The following is a 20933-nucleotide window of genomic DNA, read 5'->3' as shown; positions in this document are numbered from 1 at the left end:
CTGCAGAATGCAGATAACACCATGGGGTGCAACGGGCCTCAGTACGGCAGCAGGACGGTGGTGTCGAGGGTGAAACCGAAGGGTGTGGGAATGTGGACGGTTTCGCCGAAGGCGGCGTCCTCCCGCATCCGGTAGCGGCCGGCCTCGGGTTCGCGGAAGAGGGTGACAGTCTTCTGTGAGGCGTCCACCAGCAGGTACATCGGAATCTGCATCAGCGGATAGTCGCGGAGTTTCCCGACCCAGTCGTTCTCCGGGTTCGACGGCGAGACGATCTCCACCGCGATGAGGGCGAGGTCGGCCGGAACCTGGTTCGCCGTGGTGGCCATGGCGGCCTCCGGAAGGTACGTCAGGTCCGGGTTCCGCAGCTTGGTCACCTGGGGCGACACCAGGTCCATGTTCCCGGTGGAGAGATACCCGACCGGCGCGTGTGCCTCGAACTGGCGGCGGACGACGGCGAGGTTCCGCTCGTGGATCGCAGAGGGTGACGCCTGCATGATGATGACGTCACCCGAGAACTCGATCTTGAAGTTGGACGGCGCCGACCTGCGGAACTCGTCGATCAAGGCGAGATGGTCGGGGTTCATCCGTCCTCCAGGAGTGCGCATCGCGAGCCGTCACCACGCTACCGGCCGGTCGGCCCTCGCGACGGCCGACGAGTCCCCGGGCCGCCGAGCACGGTCAGAGGTAGTCGAAGTAGCGGATCCACCACTCACAGGGGAGACCGTCCCCGTAGTACGAAGCGAATCCCTCGTTCACCCCGTCGTACGGTCGCGTGAGCAGCTCCTCCGGGAGTACGACGTAACCGAGTTCGGTGAGCGCCCGTTCGACCGCTTCCAGGTCGGCGGGGGCGAGCGCTCCCTCCTCGACTGCCTCGGCGGTGTCGGTGTGGACGCCGGGGTTCTCGGCAGCGATCACCGCCATCGATCCGAAGTTGCTCACCGAGACGACGATCTGCTCGCCGAGCTTGGTCGCACTCGCCGGTATCTCCACCCTTCCGTGCAGACTGGCGTCCTGCACGTGCCGGTCGGCCCAGCACGGGGCGGCGAAGTCGGCTTCCAGCCGCTCCACCAGGCGGTCGAAGAGCGCCCTGGTCGCCCTGTGGTCGTAGCCGGGCGGGAACTCCGGCGACTCCGGGGCGTCCAGCCGGCGGAGAAGAGCGATCAGGTCCGCTTCGGTGCGCAGCATCCGCCCATGATGGCAGGGCAGTTGGGCAGCGAGACACCGGCCCTGCCCGCCGGGTGACCATGTCCGAAATCCGCCGGTCCCGCCGCGCGCGGCCGCCTAGCCTCGCGGTCATGTCTCAACGCAGCCGCGACATCGTTCAGCACGCGTGGAAGGCGTTCGCCAGCCACGACGCGGACCGGATCTCCGCCGTCTTCACCGAGGACGCCGAGTGGCTGGCGCCGGCCGGGAACGCGACGGCCGTCGCACTGGACTGCCCCAGCCACATGATCGGCAGGGCTGCGATCGCCCGGTTCCTCGCCGAGGACTTCGGCCGCCTGTTCGTCCGGGACGTGGACGTCGCGTTCCGCGGGTTCCACGCGGACGGCGACCGGGTCGTCGTCGAGGAGACCATGACCGCGACGCTCGCCAACGGCAATCACTACGCCAACGACTACTGCCTGGTCTTCGAGCTCCGCGACGGCCTGATCCACCGCGTCCGCGAGTACATGGACACGGCCCGCGGCCACCGCATGGTCTTCGGCGACAGCGGGAAGTGACGCCACGCCTCGGGGTGCTGTCGGCTACAGCTCGGGCAGCCGCCCGCCGGGGGCGGGAGACCTGCCTTCCTTGATGCCAGGACGCTGCGCGGGGAAGCGGCGATCTCGCCCCGAGCAGCGTCTGCCTGCTACGGCCCTCAGCTGGCCTCGGCCGCCGGGGTGGTCCCGGCCCGGTCGACCACGGCGCGTGTCTGCACGGCTGTGGTGGCCAGCAGGGTGCCGGGCTCCGGGCTGTCCGCGGTCCGGTTCACCTGCACGCTCCTCTCGCCGAGGAAGTCCAGAGTGGTTTCGTCGAAGATCCATTCCGTCCGGCTGCCGGTCACCGGATCCAGGCGGGCTACGGCGACACCGTGACGGCCGAGGGCATCCGCCACGTCCGTGGCGAGCACCACGCCCGGGATCTGCTGTGCCGCCCGGTACAGGGCGGCGGCGAGCTTCGGGGGGAGCAGGGACTCGCTCGCCAGGTCGCCGATCGCCGTGAACGCCTCCTGATCAGGGCTTGTGCCCATGCCGCCGGTCTCCGCGTGGATGCGCTGCAGGAGGGCCGTCGGATCCGTCGGCAGGGATTCGAGGTAGCGGTAGGTGGGCGCGTTCACACTCGGCGCAGGGTTCGGCGCGAGGTCGTGCCGACCGTCGCCGTGGAGCATCTTGTCCCACAGGCTCTTCGGCACGTCCTCACGGAGCAGTCCGGGTCGGCTCCCGTCGACCGACAACCAGACCTGGCGGGTGTGCGGCTGCTGCATCGACCACGCCCACGGGGAACCGGTGCCCGGTCCACCGCTGGTCCTCGTGAAGGCGACCTTGCTCTCGACGTAGACGTACTTCCCGTCCCCGACCGACAGGTCGGGCTTCTCGGCGGCCGCGTAGGAGATCCGGTCCAGCAGGCCGATCGCGTCGGCGGTCGTGCCGGTGTGGAGAGCGACGACAGGTGCCGGCCCGGTCTCGTCGGGGTCGGTGCCGACGACGATGACTGCCGCGACCACGGCGGCCGCGAGGAGCGGAGCCGTGATCACCAGCCGGCGGGGCCGTCGGGCGGTCCTGCGGGGCACACCCGTGAAGAGCGGGGGGTGGGCCGTGATGCGTCGAAGCTCCCGTTCGGCCCGCTCCAGGTCCACTTCGGTCCCGGCCGGGTCTGCCGGCCGCATGAGGCTACGCACCTCTCGGGTCACACGCATGGCATGTCCTCCTTGTCGTGGTCGCTCACAACGGGTTGCTGGGCGAGCCGGCGGCGCAGCCGCGCACGGGCACGGTGCAGCCGCACCGAGCAGGTGGCGGGGGAGCACCCGAGGGCGGCTGCCGCCTCGGTGATGGACAGCCCTTCCCAGCCGATCAGCGCCAGCAGTTCCCGATCGTTCTCGCTGAGCGCGGCCCAACCCCGGCGGACCGCGTCCTGTTCGGAAACCTGGACCCCCACGTCGCGCGCCGACAGGTCATCGGCGGCGGTGGCCAGGGCGTGCAAGTGGTCGGCGCGCGCCCGGGCGCGGTGATGGCCGGCCACCATGTTGCGGGCGATCGCGTACAGCCAGGGCAACGGCCGGCCCCGGGGCACTCGGTCGAACCCTTGCCATACGGCGGCGAACACCTCACCGGCTATGTCAGGGGCGGCTTCGGCTCCGACCCTTCGCCAGGCATACCGCAACACCGCCACGTAGTGGGCCGTGTACAGCGCACGGAACTCCTCCGCATCACCGCTCACCCGCGCTCCCCAGTTAGGCATTTGATGCCCTGTCTGTGCGATTCGGCCCGCACTTCTTACAGGTCGATCGGAAGATTTGCCCGGGGCCGGGCTCCGACGGGTCGCACGGGCCGCCGAGGCGCTCCCGGAACGCGGAAAGGGCGCCACCCGGGGCAGCCGTCGAGGCTCTCCCGGGCAGCGCCCGTCCTGCGCGGTGTCAGTCCGCCAAGGGCAGGTAGACCCGGTTGCCGCGGGCGGCGAACTCGGCGGACTTCTCGGCCATGCCGGCCTCGGCGGCAGCATCGAGGCCCGTGCCGTGCTGGTCGCGGATCTGCCGGCTGATCTTCATCGAGCAGAACTTCGGCCTGAAGCCCGCATATGTGGCTGCCCACAAGTGCCATCTCCCACGATCGGTGCGTCCCACATCGACCACCAGTTACGCTTCCAGGTACCCAACCTGCCGCTGACCGTACGACCCGAGACGTTGTGCTGTGGCGCTTGAAGGCGTCGACACGTACCGGGCGGTCGCCGCGCACTTACCGCGGCAGAGACCTGGGCTGGGCCGGCTGGCGGGCGCGCATCAAGGCTGTCCAACTCCGGTCCAACACAACCTTGACAGAGCATGGGTCCGGTCCGGCCATAAGCGATCCAAACTGCCTGCCGTAGTCGAAACCATCACCGTGCCCGTCGGCAAGTGACTAGAGTGAGTACGTCCGCCCCAGCCGCGACTGAGCTCTTAGCCAAGGCCGGGCCGCTAACAACCGAACCAGCCGTCTCTCTGGCGAATGGAACTCATCGATGGCAGCTACCACCGCGCAGCATGGACTCGCCCGGATCGAGAGTCTGCGGGTGCGCAACTATCGGGTCCTTCGCGACTTGGAGCTGACGGAGATCACGCCCCTGACTGTATTCGCCGGGCCAAACGGCAGCGGTAAATCCACCCTCTTCGATGTATTCGCCTTTCTGTCAGAATGCTTCGATGATGGACTCCGTCGCGCATGGGACCGCCGTGGACGCGGGCGGGAAATCAGGTCACGCGGCTCGTCGGGAGCCGTCGAGTTCGAAATCAAGTATCGCGAGCCAGGTCTGACGCCGATCACCTATCACCTTGCGATCGAAGATGGAGCTAAAGGTCCAGTAGTTGCATCGGAGTCGCTGAAGTGGCGCCGAGGAAAGCAGTATGGCAAGCCGTACACATTTCTTGACTTCAAGTACGGCGAGGGGACAGTCATCGCCGGCGAGACCCCAGAGGAACAGGACAGGCGAGTCGCAGAAAGATTGACTTCACCGGATCTTCTCGCGGTTAGTACCCTGGGTCAGCTGGCCGCGCACCCTCGCGTCAATGCTCTCCGGCAATTCATCACGGGGTGGTACCTTTCATACATCTCCGCTGATGATGCGCGTGGAACACCTGAGTCCGGCCCCCAGGAGCGACTTTCGAGGACCGGCGACAACCTTCCCAATGTGATGCAATACCTGGACGAGCAACATCCGGAGCGTCTCAAGGAGATTCTCCGGATCCTCGCTGCTCGCGTGCCTCAGCTACAGGAAGTGAAAACCCGTCCACTAGATGATGGCAGGCTTCTTTTGCAGGTTAAAGATGCGCCGTTTGCCGATCCCGTACAGTCACGATGGGCATCTGACGGGACATTGAAGATGCTTTCCTATCTAATTGCACTTTACGATCCGGAGCCGCCCAGTCTCATCGGAATCGAAGAGCCCGAGAATCACCTGCACCCTCGCCTTCTGGTCGAGCTGGCTGAAGAATGTCGAGCTGCCGCCGAGCGGGGCCAGGTATTCGTATCGACTCACTCGCCGTTTCTTGTCAATGGCATCAGGCCGAACGAGCTTCGAGTTCTCTATCGCGACCAAACCGGATACACGAAGGCGTTTCGCGCGTCAGATAGCCAGGCCGTTCGCTCCCACGTCGACTCTGGGGCGCTGCTAGGCGATCTCTGGATGGAAGGGTACTTCAACCATGGAGACCCTTTGAGTCCAGCGCTGGCGCGGTGATGGGCCGATGCTGGAAATTCTTCTCGAAGAGCCAAGCGCAGAGGCTCTGATTCAGAATCTCGCCCCAATCATGACTCCGGGCGCGCAGCAGGGAAGGGATTACGAGCTTCGCGTATTCCAAGGAAAGGATGACTTGCTTCGAAAGCTTCCACAGCGCCTTTCTGGATACGCGAGCTGGGCAGCGGCGGGCAATATTAGATTTCTGATTCTCGTTGATCGCGACGACGATGACTGCCTGGCCCTGAAGAGCCGACTGATTGAGATGGTCGGCAAGGTGGACGGTTTGAACATGCTCGTCGGGGCGGAGCCTGCTGCCGGGGGACACGTTAAGGCCAGAATTGCTTGCGAGGAGATCGAAGCCTGGATACTCGGAGATCCGGATGCCCTCCGTGCGGCCTATCCAAGGCTGCCGAAGGCTTTCGAGAAGAAATCGCAATATCGAGAGCCCGATTCCATCAAGGGCGGCACCTGGGAGAGGCTTGAGAAACTTCTCCAGGATTACGGATACTTCGCTGGCGGGCTACGAAAGATGGAGCTTGCTCGAGCGGTTGCACCGCTCATGCAGCCTGATATCAATGGATCACCCAGCTTTCGACATTTCTGCGAAGCATTCAGAATGCTGATCTGAGTGTATGGGCTGCAATTGATCTCGCGCATGGTCAGTCTTGTGGGGCATCATCAGATACAGACCGTCCTCCTTGACGGGCGTCCACCCAAGCGTTCGTCCACCGTTTCCGCAGTCGAGCCCGAGTCATAGGCAGACCTGTGACTACTCCGTCCGATCAAGAACTCTGGGCCACTGTTATTGCGGCTCGTCCAGAGCTTCATCGCGTGCAGGCCGAGTTCTACCAGAAGGCCACCGACCGAGCCGGTGTTCTGCGACACGCACTCCGAGAGCATGGCTGGGACTAGACATCCGCGCTGCGCTATCTCGACGGGTTCTCCAACGACACGCTGACTCTTCTACCGGAACTGGTGAGCCTGGCTGTCTCGGACCGAACCCATGGATGGGCCTGCGAGGCGATCGAGCATCTCGCCAACCACAGTCTGATTCCCGAGCTGGCGCCGCTGGTCCGGCAACACCTGGACAGCGAGGACGAGTACGAGTACTGGCGCCTCGGCGGCCTTCTCGCGCGCATCCAAGCGTGGCCACTGCTGTGTGAACTCACCGACCGGGCACTGAGAAGCAGGGACCCGGAGATCCAGGAGGCCGGCGAGTTCTACGCCCGGGAGTACGACTTCCTTCAAGGGGCCGCCCAGGACCAGCCAACCGACGGGGACATCTCGTCAGCCGTCAGTGTCTGACTGCCCGACAACCGCCGGCTGGCTGTGTCCGGGATCCCGGTCACAGCCAGCCGTACGATCAAGGGCGTCAGTCCGCCATCGGCAGGTAGACCTTGTTCCCCTGGGCTTTGAACTCCTCGGACATGGCCTTCATGCCCTCGACGGCGGCCTCGTCGTACTCCCGCGAGGCCTCGCCGCCGCCGAACTTCTCATTGATGGATTTGCTGATCTTCATCGAGCAGAACTTCGGGCCGCACATGGAGCAGAAGTGCGCGGTTTTGGCGGGCTCGGCGGGGAGGGTCTCGTCGTGGAATTCGCGGGCGGTCTCGGGGTCGAGGGCCAGGTTGAACTGGTCCTCCCAGCGGAATTCGAAGCGGGCGTCGGAGAGGGCGTCGTCCCAGGCCTGGGCGCCGGGGTGGCCCTTGGCGAGGTCGGCGGCGTGGGCGGCGATCTTGTAGGTGATGACGCCGGTCTTGACGTCGTCGCGGTTGGGCAGGCCGAGGTGTTCCTTGGGGGTGACGTAGCAGAGCATCGCGGTGCCCCACCAGGCGATCATCGCGGCGCCGATGCCGGAGGTGATGTGGTCGTAGCCGGGTGCGACGTCGGTGGTGAGCGGGCCGAGCGTGTAGAACGGGGCCTCGTCGCAGATCTCCTTCTGCAGGTCCATGTTCTCGCGGATCTTGTGCATCGGGACGTGTCCGGGGCCTTCGATCATCACCTGGACGTCCTTGGCGCGGGCGATCCGGCCGAGCTCGCCGAGGGTGGTGAGTTCGGCGAACTGGGCCTCGTCGTTGGCGTCGGCGATGGAGCCGGGCCGCAGGCCGTCACCGAGCGAGAAGGTGACGTCGTAGGCGCGCAGCAGCTCGCAGAGTTCCTCGAAGTGCGTGTAGAGGAAGTTCTCCTGGTGGTGGGCCAGGCACCAGGCGGCCATGATGGAGCCGCCGCGCGAGACGATGCCGGTCTTGCGGCGGGCGGTGAGCGGCACGTACCGGAGCAGGACGCCGGCGTGCACGGTCATGTAGTCGACGCCCTGCTCGCACTGTTCGAGGACGGTGTCCCGGTAGACCTCCCAGCTGAGTTCCTCGGCCCGGCCGTCGACCTTCTCCAGTGCCTGGTAGAGCGGGACGGTGCCGATCGGGACGGGGGAGTTGCGCAGGATCCACTCGCGGGTGGTGTGGATGTTGCGGCCGGTGGAGAGGTCCATGACGGTGTCGGCGCCCCAGCGGGTGGCCCAGGTCATCTTCTCCACCTCCTCCTCGATGGAGGAGGTGACGGCGGAGTTGCCGATGTTGGCGTTGATCTTCACCAGGAAGTCGGTGCCGATGATGGCCGGTTCGCTCTCGGGGTGGTTCACGTTGACCGGGATGACGGCGCGTCCGCGGGCCACCTGCTCGCGGACGAACTCCGGTTCGAGGCCTTCCCGGAGCGCCACGAACTCCATCTCGGGTGTGATCAACCCGCGCTTGGCGTAGGCGAGTTGGGTGACGGATTCGCCGTCCCTGGCGCGCAGCGGGCGGCGTGGGCGGCCGGGGAAGACGGCGTCCAGGTTGCGCAGGTCGCCGCCGCGCGGCGCGGTGTGCTTGATGCCGTCGTCCTCGGGGCGGGCCTCGCGGCCCTGGTACTCCTCGACGTCGCCGCGCTGCCGAATCCATCCGTCGCGCAGGGCGGGCAGTCCGCGGCGGACGTCGGTGGGCAGGTCGGGGTCGGTGTACGGGCCGGAGGTGTCGTACAGCGGGACGGTGCGGCCGTCGGTGAGGTGGACCTCGCGGTAGGGGACCCGCAGGTCGGGGCGGCTGCCTTGGCGGTAGGCCTTGCGCCAGGCGGGGGTGGGGTACCCGGTGGCGGCCGACTCGCGGGCAGACGGGTACTCGGAAAATGCGGTCATCGGACCTTCAACTCCCTACGCCGGCATTACCCGGTCAGGTTCCTGCGGTCGGCGCAGCAGGTGGTACGCGGGCCCGCGTACCGTCAGCGCCCTCTCAGCCCGGTGCTCCGAGCTCCCGTTCCGCGCAGGCGTCGTCCGCCTGCGTTCGGTTCCTCACCGTAGGGCACGTCACGGCGCCGGTCCAGGGCGCACTCCCGCGCCCGGCCCTCCCCCGGCGGGCAACTCCCGCGTGGGCCCGCGCTGTTCACGCCACGTACGAGGTGGGAGAATCGTGCAGGTGATCGGACTGACGGGGCGGGTGACAGGGCGGATCGGCGCGGGCCTGGTCGGCGAGGTGATGGTGCACGTGCCCGAACGGCTGGGCACCGAGGCGTTCCTGGCGTACCGCGCCACACCGGGCGAGCCGCTGCAGCCGGGCACCATGGTGGTGGTGGTCGAATATCAGCCACCGCGCACGGTGTACGTGGAGCCCTTTTGATTGCACGTCAGACGGCCTCCACAAACCTGCCGCAACACTTTTGAGACAGTGAGAGTTCCCACGGTCCAGACCCTTCCCCCCTGATCCGGAACGGCGGAGAATGCGGCTGCCACCGGTTTCCGCGCCAGTTCTGCACGACCCAAGCGCAGCACGGGACCGGTGTGCTCCTAAGGGGGGATTGCCGATGTTGGTCGGCATCGCAGGCGGCGCCGTCGCAGGCCTCGTTCTGCTGATCGTTCTTTTCAAGCTGATGTGGCGCGTGGCGGAACCCAACGAGGCGCTGGTGATCTCGGGTTCCAAGCACGGCGAGGGTCTGGGCTTCCGCGTGGTGACCGGGCGGGGCACCTTCGTGGTGCCGGGCGTCCAGGCGGTGCGCCGGCTCTCGCTGGACCTGAACGAGGCCGCGCTGGACGTGGAGTGCGTGACGTCGCAGGGAATTCCCGTGCACGTCAAGGGCGTTGTGATCTTCAAGGTGGGCGACGACCCGGTGTCGATCGCCAACGCCGCCCGGCGTTTCCTGGACCAGCAGAAGATGATGGGCCAGCGGGTGCACAACGTGTTCGCCGGCCACCTGCGGTCCATCGTCGGTGGGCTGACGGTCGAGGACATGATCCGCGACCGCGAGCGGCTCACCGGTGAGACCCGCTCCGCCTCGGGCATCGAGATGGAGAAGCTCGGTCTGATCATCGACTCGCTGCAGATCCAGGAGATCCTGGACCCGACCGGGTACATCACCAACCTGGCCGCGCCGCACGCCGCGGCCGTCCAGCGCGACGCCCGGATCGCCGCCGCCGAGGCGGACCGACGGGCCACCGAGGCCGAGCAGGAGGCGTTCGCCCGCAAGGCCGAGGCAACCCGCAACTCCGGCATCCAGCAGGCCGGTTACCAGGCCGAGATGGACACCGCCGCGGCTCGTGCGCTGCAGGCCGGCCCGCTCGCGCAGGCCGCCGCCCGGCAGGAGGTCGTGGTCCAGGAGACCAAGGTCGCCGAGCTGGAGGCGCACCGCAAGGAGCAGCAGCTGCAGGCGGACGTCCGCAAGCCGGCCGACGCCCGCGCGTACGAGACCCGCACCAAGGCCGAGGCCGACCGTGACGCCCGGATCTCCGCCGCCGAGGCACTGTCCCGGGAGACCGAGCTGAAGACCGCCGCCGAGGCGAACCGGGTCAAGGTCGCCGCCGCGGCCGAGGCCGAGGCCACCAAGGCCCGCGGTCTGGCCGCGGCCGAGGCCACCCGGGCCACCGGTGAGGCGCAGGCCGCCGCCGAGGCCGCCAAGGGTCTGGCCGAGGCGGAGGCGGCCCGGGCGAAGGGTCTCGCCGAGGCGGAGGCCACCCGGGCGCAGGGCCTGGCCGAGGCCGAGGGCATCAAGGCCCGCGCCGCGGCGCTGGCCGAGAACCAGGAGGCGGTGGTCGCCCAGCAGCTCGCCGAGAACTGGCCGGCCATCGTCCGGGCCGGCGCGGACGCGTTCGGCAACGTCGAGCACATGGTGCTGCTGAACGGCGCCGAGGGCATGTCCGAGATGTTCGCCAAGGCGCTCACCATGGGCGGGACCGGCCTCGGCCTGGCCCGCCAGCTGCTCACGGCGATGTCCCCGGCGGCTGAGAACGCGGAGGCTGCCAAGGCCGCTGCCCCGGCCGCCGCCGCTCCGGCGCAGGTCATCCCGATCGAGGCCGACAGCAAGTAACTCACCTCAGCGACAGCTGAGTTCCGCCCGGGCGAGGGAACAACCTCCCCGGGCGGCCCCATGCCCGCCCTCCACACATCTCAGCCCCGGGTGAGTACCCGTACTCACGCCCGCGCGCCGGGCCCGCGCCAGCATCGAGCCATGGACCTCCTGCCTCGTATCGGCATCACCGCGACCGGCTCGTACCTGCCCCAACAGGCCGTCACCTCACGGCAGTTGCAGGACGAGGTGGCCGCCGGCGCCGGGCTGCCGCTGCCCGACGGCATGTTCGAGAAGGCGACCGGCATCCGCACCCGGCACTTCGCGCGCGACGACGAGTACGCCTCCACGCTCGGGCTGGGCGCGGCCCGCCGGGCGCTCGCGGCGCGCGGGATCGGGCCCGGGGACATCGACCTGCTGCTGTTCGCGTCCGCCTCGCGGGACGTCTGCGAGCCCGCCACCGCGCACCTGGTGCAGGCCGAACTCGGCTCCCGCGCCCACGCGTTGGACGTCTCCAACGCCTGCAACAGCTTCCTGAACGGCATCGACACCGCCCGCGCGATGATCCTGGCCGGCCGGGCCAGCCGGGCGCTGGTGGTGACGGGGGAGACGCCGAGCCGGGCGATGCGCCGCGACCCGTCCGGTCTGGCGGAGTTCCGCGACGGCTTCGCGGGCTACACCTTCGGCGACGGCGGGGCGGCCGTGGTGGTGGAGCGGGTGGAGCGCGGCGGCATCCTCGACATCGAGACCGAGACGGCGTCCGAGCACTGGGAGGTCGGCGGCATCCCGGGCGGCGGCTCGCGGCACCCGCGCGGCGACGAGTGGAGCTACTTCCGGGGCGGCGGCAAGGAGTTGCGCGGGGTTTTCGAGCGGATCGGGGCGGACATCCTGACCCGGGTGGCGACCCGCACCGGCTTCGGCTGGGACGCCTACGCCCGGGTGCTGGTGCACCAGGTCACGCTGCCGTACCTGGAGCGGTTCGTGGAGCTGACGGGGGTGCCCGCCGACAAGCTGGTGGTCACCGTGCCCGAGCTCGGCAACCTGGCCTCGGCCACCATCGGCGTCCAACTCGACCGGACAATTGGCGAGTTGGAGCCTGGTGAGCGGGTCCTGATGGTCGGCCTGGGCGGCGGGGTCAGCCTGATGACGATGGTCTGGGAGAAGTCGTGACGGCACTCTGGGTGCTCGTCCCCGCCTACCAGGAGGCGGCCAGGATCGGCGGCACCCTGCGCGCCCTGGCCGGCCAGCGCGACCTGGACTTCACCCTGCTGGTGGTCGACAACGGCTCCACCGACGACACCTGCGCGCAGGTACGGGCGTTCGCCGATCAAGCCCCGTTCCCGGTAAGGCTGTTGGTCGAACCGGCCAAGGGCGTGGGCTGCGCCGTCGACACCGGCTTCCGGTACGCCATCGACCACGGCGCCACCCTGCTGGCCCGCACCGACGCCGACTGCCTGCCCGAACCGGGCTGGACGGCGGCCGCCCGGGCCGGGATGCTCGGCTGCGGCGGCCTGGTCTGCGGCAAGGTCACCGCCCGCCGCGACGAGCACGGCCCGGTGGGGCGCACCGTGTTCCGCGTCCTGGTCGCGCTCGGCGCGTTCTTCGGCCGGATCCGCCCCGCGCACCGCCGCCGACACGGGTACCTGACGCCGTACCGGATGCACGCCGGCAACAACATGGCCATCACCGCCGGGCTCTACCTCGAGTCCGGCGGCATGCCCCGGCGCCCGTCCCCCACCGACCGCGCCTTCATCAACCAGGTCCGCCGGGTCAGTACCGCGATCGTGCACCGCCCCGACATGGTGGTGCAGAACTCCACCCGCCGGATCCGCGCCTACGGCCTGCGCGGCACCGCCCGCTGGTACCTCGAACGCGGCGCCGGACACCGCTCGGTCGACGTCCGCTGACCCCCACCGCCGAAGGAGTTCCGATGCTCGACCAGCTCGACCGCACCCTGCGCGACGCCGGCTCCCGCCCGGTCCTGCTCGGCACGACCCGCGGCGGCGCCCCGCGCGTCCTCGCCCGCGGCGCCGAACTGGCCAACGCGACAGATCAGTTGGCCGCCGCCCTGCACCACCGGCACGGTCTGCGGCCGGGCGACACCCTCGGAGTCGCCGTCCGCCCGGGGCCGCGCGGGCTGGCCGTGCTGCTCGCCGCGCACCGCCTCGGACTGCGGGTCGCCGTCCTCGACCCGGGCGCCGGGCCGGACGTACTGCGCTCCCGGCTCGCGCTCGCCCCGCCCGCGCTGATCCTGGCCGACGCCGCCGCGCAGGCCGTCGCCGGCTGGGCCCGGCCGCTGGCCCGCCGCGCCCGGCTGGAACTGCCTCCGCTGCACGCCCTCGCCCCGGTGGCCACCGTCGGCCCCCGCCACCCGGGCTGCGCCCGCGCCCTCGGCGAACACCCAGGTCCGCCCCCGGCCCCGTACGACGGGGACGGCGACGCGGTGATCGTGTTCACCTCCGGCACCACCTCCGCCCCGCGCGCCGTCGTCCACACCCGAGCCTCGCTCGACGCCGGAATGCGCGCCGTGGACGCCCTGGTCCGACCCCGCCCCGGCCGCACCGTGCTCGGCGGCACCACCTTCGTCCTGATCCCCGCCCTCGCCGCGGGCGCCACCGTCGCCCTCCCCGCTCGCCGAAGTCGCGTTCTGCAACGCCAGATCGACCGCCTCGCCCCCGAAGAGACCTACCTGACGCCCCCGCAACTGCGACCCCTCACCCACCTCACCGGCCGCGTCTGGACCGGCTCCGCCCCCGCCGACGCCGCCCTGCTGCGCCGCGCCAAGAACGCGGGCGCCACCGAGGCCTGGGGCGTGTACGCGCTCACCGAACTCTTCCCCGCGGCAGCCGTCGAGGAGAGCGACAAGCGCGCCCACCAGGGCCCCGGCGACCTCCTCGGCCACCCCCTCCCGGGCGTCCGCACCCGGCTCGCCGACGACGGCGAACTGCTGCTCGCCGCCCCCGCCGCCCGCGACCGCTACCTCGGCGAGGACCCCGACCCGTGGGTGCGCACCGGCGACCGCGCGACGCTCGATCCGCGCGGCCGGATCGTGCTGGCCGGACGGCTCAAGGACATGGTGCTGCGCCGCGCCGAGAACATCTACCCCGGCCTGTACGAGCCCTCGCTGCACCTCCCGGACGTCGAACTCGCCGTGCTCGTCGGCATCCCCGACCCCGACGGCGACGAACGCCTGATCGCCCTCGTCCAGCCCCGCCCCGGCGCCGACCCGCACCGCCTGCGCACCGCCCTGCGCGACCCCCTGGCCCGGATGGGCTCCGCCCGCCCCGACGCCCTGCTGCTCGGCCCCGTCCCCCTCACCGGCCGCTCCCGCAAGCCCGACCGGGCGGCGGCCGCCCGCTACTGCGCCTCGCGGCTGGCCAACGGGCGGGCGGGGCGGGCACGTTGAGGCGACCACACCGACTGACCGCCCGCGCCGCCGACCGCACGGTCTACCTGCGCAGCCACCCCGTGCTGTTCGCGCTGCTCGCGGCCACCCGGCGCCGCCCCGTGCTGCGGCTGGGCCGGACGGTGCTGGTCCACCACCCGGAGGCCTACCGGGAGATCCTCACCCGGGTGCCGCTGGACCGCACCGCCGAACACACCACCGGCGGCACCGCGGCCCGGCTCACCGGCGGTGGCCTGCTGTTCGACCAGAGCGGCCCCGAACACCGGGGCTCCCGGCGCGAGTTGGCCAACCTGCTGGGCTCCGACGGGATCGCCGCGCTGCGCCCGCACTGGCAGCCCGTACTGGCCGGGCTCGAGGCCGAGCTGGCCGCCGGACCGGTCGACCTGGTCCCGGTGGTCCGCCGGCTGGCCGGCGCCACCGCCGTCGCCCTCACCGGCAGCACCGCCGACCCGCTCGCGCTGGCCGCCGCCGCCGAACGGGCCGCCGCCACCACCGCCCGCGCCCACCTGCCCACGCTGCTGCCCCGCCCGGGCGCCGAACGCCGGGCCCGCCGGGCCGCCGGGCAGCTGACCGCACTGCTGCCCGACCCCCGGGACGCGATGCTCGCGGTCGCCGCCGTCAACACCACACTGGCCGCACTGCCCCGCGCCGCCGCCTGGTGCGCCCGCGTCGACCGGTGGGAGCAGGCCGCCGCCGACGCCCCGGCGCTGGCCGCCGAACTGCTCCGGCTGACCGCCGCCTCCCCCGTCCTGCCCCGGGCGGCCGCCGCCAACGCCACCGTCCTCGGCCACCCCGTCCGCCGGGGCGACCGCCTGCTGCTGGTCGCCCGGCACGCCGCCGAAGCCCACCGCGACACCCCCACCGGCGACCCCGCGCTCGCCGCCCAGGCCCCGTTCGGCCTGGGCCGCCACGCCTGCCCGGGCGCTGCCTTGGCCCGCGCCCAACTCGCCGACCTGCTCGCGGCGTTGGCCCCGCACCGCCCCCGTGTCCTGCGCACCACCGCGAACCCCCGCAGCGCCCTGCCGTCCTACCGCAGCTGCCTGCTGGGAACGACCCCAGCCCGCCGACCCGGCTGACCCCGCCCGGAGCCGCCCCGTGCCCCCGATGACCCTCGCCCTGACCGGCGCCACCGGCTTCTGCGGCGCCCACCTGGCCGCCCTCGCCACCGCCCGCGGCCACCGGGTGCTGACCCTCGGCCGCCGTCCGGCCCGGCACGGCACCCACCTGCCCTGGGACGCCACCGCCGCCGACGTTCCCGACCTGTCCGGCGCCGACGCGGTGATCCACTGCGCGGCCGCCGTCGGCGACCACCCGCCGGGCTCCCCGCAGGAGCGGCTCCAGCGCACCGTCAACGTCGAGGCGACGGCCCGCCTGCTGGCGGCGGCCGGCGGCCGCCCGTTCGTGTTCGTCAGCAGCGCCAGCGTCTACGACCCGCGCCCGGACCGGACGTCGGTGACCGAGCAGCACCCGACCACCGGCGGCCACCTGAACGCGTACGGCCGGACGAAGGCCGAGGCGGACCAACTCGCCCTCGCCGCAGGCGCGGTGGTGCTGCGCCCGCGCGCGGTGTACGGGCCCGGGGACCCGCACCTGGTGCCCCGGCTGCTGGCGTCGGTGCGCGGCGGCGTGCTCGCGCTGCCCGGCAAGGACGTGCCGCTCAGCCTGACGGCGGTGGAGAACCTGGCCGCGGCCTGCCTGGCGGCGTCCGGCTGGCCGCCCGGCGCGTACAACATCACCGACGCCGCCCCGTACCGGCGGGACGAGGCGCTGCGCCGGGTGCTGGCGGCCCACGGCAGGAACGCCCGGCTGCTCCATGTCCCGTACCGCATCGCCCAGTTGGCGATCGGCCGGCGCGAAGGCGTGACCGGTTACGCACTGGACCAGCTGGCCCGGCCGGTGGTGCTGGACACCACGAAGTCCCGGCTCCAGGGGTTCACCCCGGACCGGGACCTCGGTCACCATCTCGCCCAACTACTGGGCGGACAGTGCTAGGCCGGACAGGCCCTAGTTCCTTGCGGCCTTCTTGATCAGGATCACCACTGCCGCGGCGATGCCGACCAGCACCAGGACGTTGACCGCGAAGCCGATGATTCCCAGCACGGTGCCCACGATGGTCCAGAAGACCTTCCAGGCGATCACCAGCAGGATGATCGGGACGACGACGTTGCGCACCCACGAGGGCAGCGACTTCCAGAACTCGGCCATGTCCGTACCTTCTCCCCTCGGGGTCGGTGCCGGTAGTTCCGGCTGCGTTCCCGCTCCCTCGATCTCGACACTTCGATCGTAGGCCGCCCGGAAGGCCGAAACGAGGCTTCCGGGCCCGGAGAGAACCCGGAGATCGACCCCTGACGCGGGCCCCGGGAGAACCCTCAGGGCCCGGAGACCGAGTGGGTCACACCGGCCAGGTCTCGCCCTGCCAGGCGGCGTCCCAGAACATCCACTCGTACCGCGAGGTGGTGGTGAAATGCTCGACCACGCGCCGCCGTTCGGCCGCGGAGAGGTCCTCGCCGATCCGGTCGGTGAGGTCCAGGACGCGGCGCACCACGGCCTGGAACTCCTCCCCGCCGTAGGCGGCGATCCACTTGGCGTACAGCGGTTCGGGGGAGGAGCGGCGCAGCAGTTCCTCGCCGACCCGGGCGTAGATCCAGTAGCAGGGCAGCACCGCGCCGAGCGCCTCCGCGAAGGAGCCGCCGTAGACGGTGGCGAGCAGGTAGCTGGTGTAGGCGCGGGTGGTGGGGAGCACGGGTTCGGCGGCAGCGGCGGCGCCGTCCTCGCCGAAGGCGTGCAGGAAGTCGGCGTGCATCTCCTGTTCGGCGGCGATGGCGCCGACCGCGTCGTTGGCGAAGGCCAGCACCTCGTCCTCGCCGGGGGCCTTGGCGGCGCACACCGCGAGTGCCCGGGCGTAGTCGCGCAGGTAGTGCGAGTCCTGGACGACGAAGTGGCGGAACGCGGCGCGCGGCAGGGTCCCGTCGGTCAGGCCGGCCAGGAACGGGTGGTCGAGGATGCGGCCGTAGATCGGCTCGATGGCCGTCCACAGTTCGTCGGTGAGTTTCACAGGCTGCTCCTCATGATGTGCGGGTGGCCACGGTCAGTCCTCCGGCGGGGAGAACACCACGAGCACCCGCAGTTCCTCGGTGATGTGGTGGAAGCGGTGTTCCGTCCCGGCGGGGACGAACACCACGCTGCCGCGGGCGACGGTGGCGGTCTCCCGGCCGACGGTCAACTCGGCCCGGCCGCTGACCACCAGGTAGATCTCGTCCTGGGCGTGCGGGGTCTGCGGGTCGGTGTCGCCGGGGGAGAGCGCGTACAGCCCGGCGGACATCGTGGGCTGCTTCAGGAAGCGCAGGTACGCGCCGTCATTGGCGGCGCGTTCGGCGTCGAGTTCGTCCAGCCGGAACAGTTTCATCGGGCCACGGCCCCCTCTCGGTCCGGGCCCATTCAACAACACTCCACATCACGGTTGTTCGGGAGAGCTTCCGCCCGGCCGGGCGGGCTGTCACCATCCGCAGCATGAAGAATTTCGTGATCAAAACGCTCATCAACGCGGTGGCGATCTGGATTGCCGCCTGGATCGTCAACGGGATCACGCTCGCGGGGGGCGACTGGCAGCACAAGACGGTCACCGTGCTCGCGGTGGCGCTGATCTTCGGTGTGGTGAACTTCGCGATCAAGCCGCTGGTGAAGCTGTTCTCGCTGCCGCTGTTCATCCTCACGCTGGGCCTGGTCACCTTCGTGATCAACGCCCTGATGCTCTGGCTGACGTCCTGGGCGTCGGACCAGCTGCACCTGGACTTCCACGTGAAGGGCTTCTGGGCGGCGCTGCTCGGCTCGCTGATCATCAGCCTGGTCTCCTGGGGCCTGCACCTGGCCTTCGGCGACGACGACTGAGCTCGCCGCGGAAGAGCGGCTGACCGGCCACCGGACAGCGCCCCGTTGCTGTCCGACGGCCGGTCATCTCAAAGCATGATCACAAACCGCGCTGCGGGCTCAACTCCCTTACTGCGCCGCGGTATCAGCTCCGCTGCGAGCACCGCGCCGCGGTCTCAGCTCCGCTGCGAGCACTCAGCCCGCGTTCTCGTGCCCGGTGGCGGACAGGATGCTGGTGAGCTCCTGGTCGAGGTCGCCGCCGGCCGTCTCCTGGCCGATCGGCACCACCAGGTCGGTGCGGGCGAGGAAGGCCAGCAGGGGCGCGGCATCGGCGCGCATCCGGGCGTCGCCTTCGGGGGAGCGCAGCACCACGGCGGCCTCGGCGAGGTCCTCGCCGACGGGGTGGATGTGGACGTCACCCTCGCCGCTGGCCCGGCTGAGCCCGTCGACCAGCAGTTCGCGCGCGAAGACCCAGGTAACCGGCTCGTCGCCGGGCAGGTGGAAGGTGCAGCGGACGGCGAACGGGTCGCCGCCGTCGTACTCCAGGTCGGCCAGGATCCGGAAGGAGAGCTCGCTCGACACCACGAGGCGCATCGCCATGTGGGCTTGGACCGTGCTGTGCATGCGCCAGTACCTCTCGTTCTGCCCGCCCGGTACGCCGAGGGTCGAGCGGTGGGGTCGGGCTTCTGTCGGTTCGCTGTCGGTTCTCTGTCCCCAATTCCCCGTTCGGACCTCATCGTCCAGGTTTGGCGGCGATGTGGACAAGGCGTGCTTTTTCAAATGGTGAACAACGCGGCGGCCCGTCAGCGTACGAACGCCGGGAACATCGCCCCCACCAGGCCGCGCGGCCGGGCGGCAGCCGGGGGGCGGCGGCCGGGCCGAGCGCGGCGGGCCGGTGCCGGGCGAGGTGGTCGAGCCGGGTGGAACGAAATCCACCGATTCGATCCCGTCTGCGAGTTTCGCGGCCACCGGTGTGCGGGAGACTCCCGCACAACGCTCGTGCCCCGGAGGTAACAGCCATGTCGGGCCCGGTCCGTCCTGTCGTCAAGCGCACCGCCCGCGCGATCCTGCTGGAGTTCGATCCGGCCGCCCCGCACGCGCCCGCCTCGCTGGTGCTGATCCGCCGGGTCCGCCCCGGCTCCCCGCACCCGTACTGGATCACCCCCGGCGGCGGCGTCGAGCCCGGCGACCCGACGGTGGTCGCCGCCCTGCACCGCGAGGTGGACGAGGAACTCGGCGGGAAGATCACCGACGTGGTGCCCGCCTTCGTCGACACCGTCGCGCACTCCCACCACGACGACGGCACCCCCGCCCACCCGCACGGCGTCAAGGTGCAGCACTTCTTCGTCTGCCGGCTCACCGACTCCGACCCGGCCCGCCGGCACGGCCCCGAGGTGGAGCAGCCCAACGGCGAGTACGAGATCGTCCGGGTGCCGTTCACCCGCGAGGGCGTCACCTCGGTCAACGTGGTCCCTCCCAGCCTGCGCGCCTACCTCGCCGCCAACATCGAGGGCGTCCGCGCCCTGCTCGCCGACGACCTCGGCTGACGCTCAGGCCGGCTCCCCCACCGGGTCGTGCCGGACGGCCCCGGCCGGCAGCCCGCAGCGCCGCAGTGCCGCCGCCCCGCCGCGCACCATCGCCGCCGGGCCGCTCAGGTACGCCGCGTAGCCGGGCCACGGGGCGTGCTGGGCCACCACCTCCGGCAGGGTCGGTCCGTCTCCCTCCGACAGCACCGGGCGGACCGTCAACCAACTGTGCTGCGAAGCGAGTTGACGCAGCTCGGCGAGCCGGTACAGCCCGGACTCCCGGCGCGCCCCGTAGAACACCTCCACCCGACGGCCCGCCGCCCCGTGCGCGGCGACCTCCTCCACCAGCGCGCCGATCGGCCCGATCCCGGTGCCGCCACCCACGCAGAGCAGGTTCTCCCCCGCCGCGTGGTCCACCGTCATGCCGCCCTCCGCCGGGCCCAGCCGCAGCACGTCGCCCGGCCGCGCCCGGTGCACCAGCGCGTTGCTCACCCAGCCCGCCGGCACCGCCCGCACGTGCAGCGTCAGCAGCCCGTCCGCCCGCGGCGCCGAACCGAACGAGTACGGCCGCCACACCCGCGGCCACCACGGCGTCTCCACCGGCGCGTACTGCCCGGCCCGGAACGGGTACGGCTGGTCCGGCCGGAGCGTCAGCACCGCGACGTCCTCCGCCGCCTGCCGCTGCCCCACCACCTCGGCCTGCCACCACGGCGGGGCGGACCGCGCCTGCTCCTCCAGCCCCTCGACCAGCAGCCGCGATACCAGCGCCAGCAGCCGCCGCCAGGCCGCCTCGGCCCGCTCGTCCCAGGCATCGCCGCCGTACCGGGCCAGCGCCTGCACCAGGCACTCCTCGGCCGCGGCGTAATGCCCGGGCAGCGCGCCGTACGTGCGGTGCCGGCGCCCCAGCGGGACGAGGTACCCGCGCAGCGCCGCCGGGTCGTCGGCGTCCCGGGCGCACTGCTGCAGCGCCCGGAACAGCAGGTCGCGCTGCTCGTCCATGGCGGCCGGGAACATCGCCCGCAGCTCCGGGTGGCGCAGGAACACCAGCGCGTGGAAGTGCGCCATCGCCCGGTCCGCGACCGGCTGCACCGCCGCCAGCACCGCCCGGACCAGGGCCAGCTCCGCCGGGTCCGGCGGACGGACCGCCCCGGCCGTCCGCTCCACCGCCACCACCGGCTGCGGCCGGGCCGCCGGCACGCCCCACGCCCGGGCCCAACGGTCGCCCGGGCCCACCCAGTTGAGCGGCGCGGCCGGCGCGAACAGCGACTCGACGGGCGCGGGCCGGGCCGGCGCCGGTGGCGCGGGCACGGCCGGCGCGGGCACCGTCGGCGGCCAGGTGGGCTTCGCCGGGACGGCCGGCACCGGGGTGAGCGGCCTACTGCCGAGTTCGAGCTGACGAGTAGCCAAGGGAATCGTTC

General features: G+C 71.0%; 24 protein-coding genes and 1 riboswitch. Of the genes, 13 read left to right on the top strand and 11 right to left on the bottom strand.

Features of this window, described 5'->3' with window-relative positions:
• Positions 1-38 precede the first annotated feature (38 nt).
• On the bottom strand, positions 39-584 hold the full coding sequence (locus ACIHEI_RS08160; RefSeq protein WP_387860193.1) for a Uma2 family endonuclease: 546 nt from the start codon (positions 582-584) through the stop codon (positions 39-41).
• Positions 585-678: 94 nt separating this feature from the next.
• On the bottom strand, positions 679-1185 hold the full coding sequence (locus ACIHEI_RS08155; RefSeq protein ID WP_396606052.1) for a hypothetical protein: 507 nt from the start codon (positions 1183-1185) through the stop codon (positions 679-681).
• Positions 1186-1295: 110 nt separating this feature from the next.
• Between ACIHEI_RS08155 and ACIHEI_RS08150 the strand changes: the two genes are divergently transcribed.
• Complete coding sequence (locus tag ACIHEI_RS08150; protein ID WP_387860195.1) at positions 1296-1721, top strand: nuclear transport factor 2 family protein; 426 nt, start codon at positions 1296-1298, stop codon at positions 1719-1721.
• Between the two features lie 137 nt (positions 1722-1858).
• Here ACIHEI_RS08150 and ACIHEI_RS08145 read toward each other — a convergent pair whose 3' ends face one another.
• The 3 genes from ACIHEI_RS08145 to ACIHEI_RS08135 form a co-directional block, all read right to left on the bottom strand.
• A complete protein-coding gene (locus ACIHEI_RS08145; RefSeq protein WP_396606051.1) occupies positions 1859-2896 on the bottom strand; it encodes a CU044_5270 family protein in 1038 nt (345 codons plus the stop codon).
• Positions 2887-3417: an RNA polymerase sigma factor gene (locus tag ACIHEI_RS08140; RefSeq protein WP_392953094.1), complete on the bottom strand. Its 531-nt coding sequence runs from the start codon at positions 3415-3417 to the stop codon at positions 2887-2889. The genes ACIHEI_RS08145 and ACIHEI_RS08140 overlap by 10 nt, the downstream gene beginning before the upstream one ends.
• A 196-nt stretch (positions 3418-3613) precedes the next feature.
• Complete coding sequence (locus ACIHEI_RS08135) at positions 3614-3745, bottom strand: hypothetical protein (protein WP_396606200.1); 132 nt, start codon at positions 3743-3745, stop codon at positions 3614-3616.
• A gap of 449 nt (positions 3746-4194) precedes the next feature.
• Between ACIHEI_RS08135 and ACIHEI_RS08130 the strand changes: the two genes are divergently transcribed.
• The 3 genes from ACIHEI_RS08130 (at position 4195) to ACIHEI_RS08120 (ending at position 6714) form a co-directional block, all read left to right on the top strand.
• Complete coding sequence (locus tag ACIHEI_RS08130; protein ID WP_396606050.1) at positions 4195-5409, top strand: AAA family ATPase; 1215 nt, start codon at positions 4195-4197, stop codon at positions 5407-5409.
• 7 nt (positions 5410-5416) lie between these two features.
• Positions 5417-6037, top strand: coding sequence for a DUF4276 family protein (locus tag ACIHEI_RS08125; RefSeq protein WP_396606049.1), 621 nt, complete (start codon positions 5417-5419; stop codon positions 6035-6037).
• 347 nt (positions 6038-6384) lie between these two features.
• Entirely contained in the window at positions 6385-6714 is a 330-nt protein-coding gene (locus ACIHEI_RS08120) for a hypothetical protein (RefSeq protein ID WP_396606048.1), read from the top strand.
• Positions 6715-6781: 67 nt separating this feature from the next.
• On the opposite strand, the gene thiC is transcribed toward ACIHEI_RS08120, so the two are convergent.
• Positions 6782-8578: a phosphomethylpyrimidine synthase ThiC gene (thiC, locus tag ACIHEI_RS08115; RefSeq protein WP_396606047.1), complete on the bottom strand. Its 1797-nt coding sequence runs from the start codon at positions 8576-8578 to the stop codon at positions 6782-6784.
• A riboswitch (TPP riboswitch) is annotated at positions 8574-8707 on the bottom strand. Its footprint overlaps the gene before it by 5 nt.
• Before the next feature lie 148 nt (positions 8708-8855).
• On the opposite strand from thiC, the gene ACIHEI_RS08110 reads away from it, so the two are divergent.
• From ACIHEI_RS08110 to ACIHEI_RS08080, 7 genes are all read left to right on the top strand, one after another.
• A complete protein-coding gene (locus ACIHEI_RS08110; RefSeq protein WP_387640186.1) occupies positions 8856-9056 on the top strand; it encodes a hypothetical protein in 201 nt (66 codons plus the stop codon).
• Positions 9057-9240: 184 nt separating this feature from the next.
• Positions 9241-10737 carry a flotillin family protein gene (locus ACIHEI_RS08105; RefSeq protein WP_396606046.1) on the top strand — a complete coding sequence of 499 codons (1497 nt, stop codon included), beginning with the start codon at positions 9241-9243 and terminating at the stop codon, positions 10735-10737.
• Between the two features lie 141 nt (positions 10738-10878).
• Positions 10879-11886 carry a 3-oxoacyl-ACP synthase III family protein gene (locus ACIHEI_RS08100; protein ID WP_396606045.1) on the top strand — a complete coding sequence of 336 codons (1008 nt, stop codon included), beginning with the start codon at positions 10879-10881 and terminating at the stop codon, positions 11884-11886.
• The gene (locus ACIHEI_RS08095) at positions 11883-12623 is read left to right on the top strand and encodes a glycosyltransferase family A protein (RefSeq protein WP_396606044.1); all 741 of its coding nucleotides are present in this window, start codon (positions 11883-11885) and stop codon (positions 12621-12623) included. Before ACIHEI_RS08100 ends, ACIHEI_RS08095 begins: the two co-directional genes overlap by 4 nt.
• Positions 12624-12646: 23 nt before the next feature.
• Positions 12647-14122 (top strand): class I adenylate-forming enzyme family protein, encoded by a 1476-nt coding sequence (locus ACIHEI_RS08090; RefSeq protein ID WP_396606043.1) that lies wholly within the window; start codon positions 12647-12649, stop codon positions 14120-14122.
• On the top strand, positions 14119-15198 hold the full coding sequence (locus ACIHEI_RS08085) for a cytochrome P450 (RefSeq protein ID WP_396606042.1): 1080 nt from the start codon (positions 14119-14121) through the stop codon (positions 15196-15198). The genes ACIHEI_RS08090 and ACIHEI_RS08085 overlap by 4 nt, the downstream gene beginning before the upstream one ends.
• A 28-nt stretch (positions 15199-15226) precedes the next feature.
• Positions 15227-16114, top strand: coding sequence for an NAD-dependent epimerase/dehydratase family protein (locus ACIHEI_RS08080; protein WP_396606195.1), 888 nt, complete (start codon positions 15227-15229; stop codon positions 16112-16114).
• 12 nt (positions 16115-16126) lie between these two features.
• Here ACIHEI_RS08080 and ACIHEI_RS08075 read toward each other — a convergent pair whose 3' ends face one another.
• The 3 genes from ACIHEI_RS08075 to ACIHEI_RS08065 form a co-directional block, all read right to left on the bottom strand.
• Positions 16127-16327 (bottom strand): hypothetical protein, encoded by a 201-nt coding sequence (locus tag ACIHEI_RS08075; RefSeq protein WP_392953065.1) that lies wholly within the window; start codon positions 16325-16327, stop codon positions 16127-16129.
• 187 nt (positions 16328-16514) lie between these two features.
• Positions 16515-17177 (bottom strand): thiaminase II, encoded by a 663-nt coding sequence (gene tenA, locus ACIHEI_RS08070; RefSeq protein ID WP_387640167.1) that lies wholly within the window; start codon positions 17175-17177, stop codon positions 16515-16517.
• A gap of 33 nt (positions 17178-17210) precedes the next feature.
• The gene (locus tag ACIHEI_RS08065; RefSeq protein ID WP_387640164.1) at positions 17211-17528 is read right to left on the bottom strand and encodes a cupin domain-containing protein; all 318 of its coding nucleotides are present in this window, start codon (positions 17526-17528) and stop codon (positions 17211-17213) included.
• Between the two features lie 104 nt (positions 17529-17632).
• Between ACIHEI_RS08065 and ACIHEI_RS08060 the strand changes: the two genes are divergently transcribed.
• Positions 17633-18010 carry a phage holin family protein gene (locus tag ACIHEI_RS08060; RefSeq protein WP_387640162.1) on the top strand — a complete coding sequence of 126 codons (378 nt, stop codon included), beginning with the start codon at positions 17633-17635 and terminating at the stop codon, positions 18008-18010.
• A gap of 174 nt (positions 18011-18184) precedes the next feature.
• Here the strand turns inward: ACIHEI_RS08060 and ACIHEI_RS08055 are convergent, their stop codons facing one another.
• Entirely contained in the window at positions 18185-18613 is a 429-nt protein-coding gene (locus ACIHEI_RS08055) for an SsgA family sporulation/cell division regulator (protein WP_396606041.1), read from the bottom strand.
• A 395-nt stretch (positions 18614-19008) separates the two neighbouring features.
• Here ACIHEI_RS08055 and ACIHEI_RS08050 point away from each other — a divergent pair, with 395 nt between their 5' ends.
• Positions 19009-19536 carry an NUDIX domain-containing protein gene (locus tag ACIHEI_RS08050; protein ID WP_392953057.1) on the top strand — a complete coding sequence of 176 codons (528 nt, stop codon included), beginning with the start codon at positions 19009-19011 and terminating at the stop codon, positions 19534-19536.
• A gap of 3 nt (positions 19537-19539) precedes the next feature.
• On the opposite strand, the gene ACIHEI_RS08045 is transcribed toward ACIHEI_RS08050, so the two are convergent.
• Positions 19540-20922, bottom strand: a complete 1383-nt coding sequence (locus tag ACIHEI_RS08045) for a globin domain-containing protein (RefSeq protein ID WP_396606040.1) — start codon at positions 20920-20922, stop codon at positions 19540-19542.
• Positions 20923-20933 lie beyond the last annotated feature (11 nt).

It is taken from the genome of Kitasatospora sp. NPDC051984 (assembly GCF_044593455.1).
Taxonomy (GTDB): domain Bacteria; phylum Actinomycetota; class Actinomycetes; order Streptomycetales; family Streptomycetaceae; genus Kitasatospora.
This window is presented reverse-complemented; position numbering and strand designations above follow the sequence as displayed.

Coding starts and splice junctions, on each gene's coding strand:
- ACIHEI_RS08135 (WP_396606200.1), bottom strand. CDS start 3,745: ATGAAGATCAGCCGGCAGATCCGCGACCAGCACGGCACGGGCCTCGAT.
- ACIHEI_RS08160 (WP_387860193.1), bottom strand. CDS start 584: ATGAACCCCGACCATCTCGCCTTGATCGACGAGTTCCGCAGGTCGGCG.
- ACIHEI_RS08080 (WP_396606195.1), top strand. CDS start 15,227: ATGACCCTCGCCCTGACCGGCGCCACCGGCTTCTGCGGCGCCCACCTG.
- ACIHEI_RS08075 (WP_392953065.1), bottom strand. CDS start 16,327: ATGGCCGAGTTCTGGAAGTCGCTGCCCTCGTGGGTGCGCAACGTCGTC.
- ACIHEI_RS08100 (WP_396606045.1), top strand. CDS start 10,879: ATGGACCTCCTGCCTCGTATCGGCATCACCGCGACCGGCTCGTACCTG.
- ACIHEI_RS08130 (WP_396606050.1), top strand. CDS start 4,195: ATGGCAGCTACCACCGCGCAGCATGGACTCGCCCGGATCGAGAGTCTG.
- ACIHEI_RS08125 (WP_396606049.1), top strand. CDS start 5,417: ATGCTGGAAATTCTTCTCGAAGAGCCAAGCGCAGAGGCTCTGATTCAG.
- ACIHEI_RS08055 (WP_396606041.1), bottom strand. CDS start 18,613: ATGCACAGCACGGTCCAAGCCCACATGGCGATGCGCCTCGTGGTGTCG.
- ACIHEI_RS08150 (WP_387860195.1), top strand. CDS start 1,296: ATGTCTCAACGCAGCCGCGACATCGTTCAGCACGCGTGGAAGGCGTTC.
- thiC (WP_396606047.1), bottom strand. CDS start 8,578: ATGACCGCATTTTCCGAGTACCCGTCTGCCCGCGAGTCGGCCGCCACC.
- ACIHEI_RS08105 (WP_396606046.1), top strand. CDS start 9,241: ATGTTGGTCGGCATCGCAGGCGGCGCCGTCGCAGGCCTCGTTCTGCTG.
- ACIHEI_RS08145 (WP_396606051.1), bottom strand. CDS start 2,896: ATGCGTGTGACCCGAGAGGTGCGTAGCCTCATGCGGCCGGCAGACCCG.
- ACIHEI_RS08050 (WP_392953057.1), top strand. CDS start 19,009: ATGTCGGGCCCGGTCCGTCCTGTCGTCAAGCGCACCGCCCGCGCGATC.
- ACIHEI_RS08090 (WP_396606043.1), top strand. CDS start 12,647: ATGCTCGACCAGCTCGACCGCACCCTGCGCGACGCCGGCTCCCGCCCG.
- ACIHEI_RS08065 (WP_387640164.1), bottom strand. CDS start 17,528: ATGAAACTGTTCCGGCTGGACGAACTCGACGCCGAACGCGCCGCCAAT.
- ACIHEI_RS08155 (WP_396606052.1), bottom strand. CDS start 1,185: ATGCTGCGCACCGAAGCGGACCTGATCGCTCTTCTCCGCCGGCTGGAC.
- ACIHEI_RS08060 (WP_387640162.1), top strand. CDS start 17,633: ATGAAGAATTTCGTGATCAAAACGCTCATCAACGCGGTGGCGATCTGG.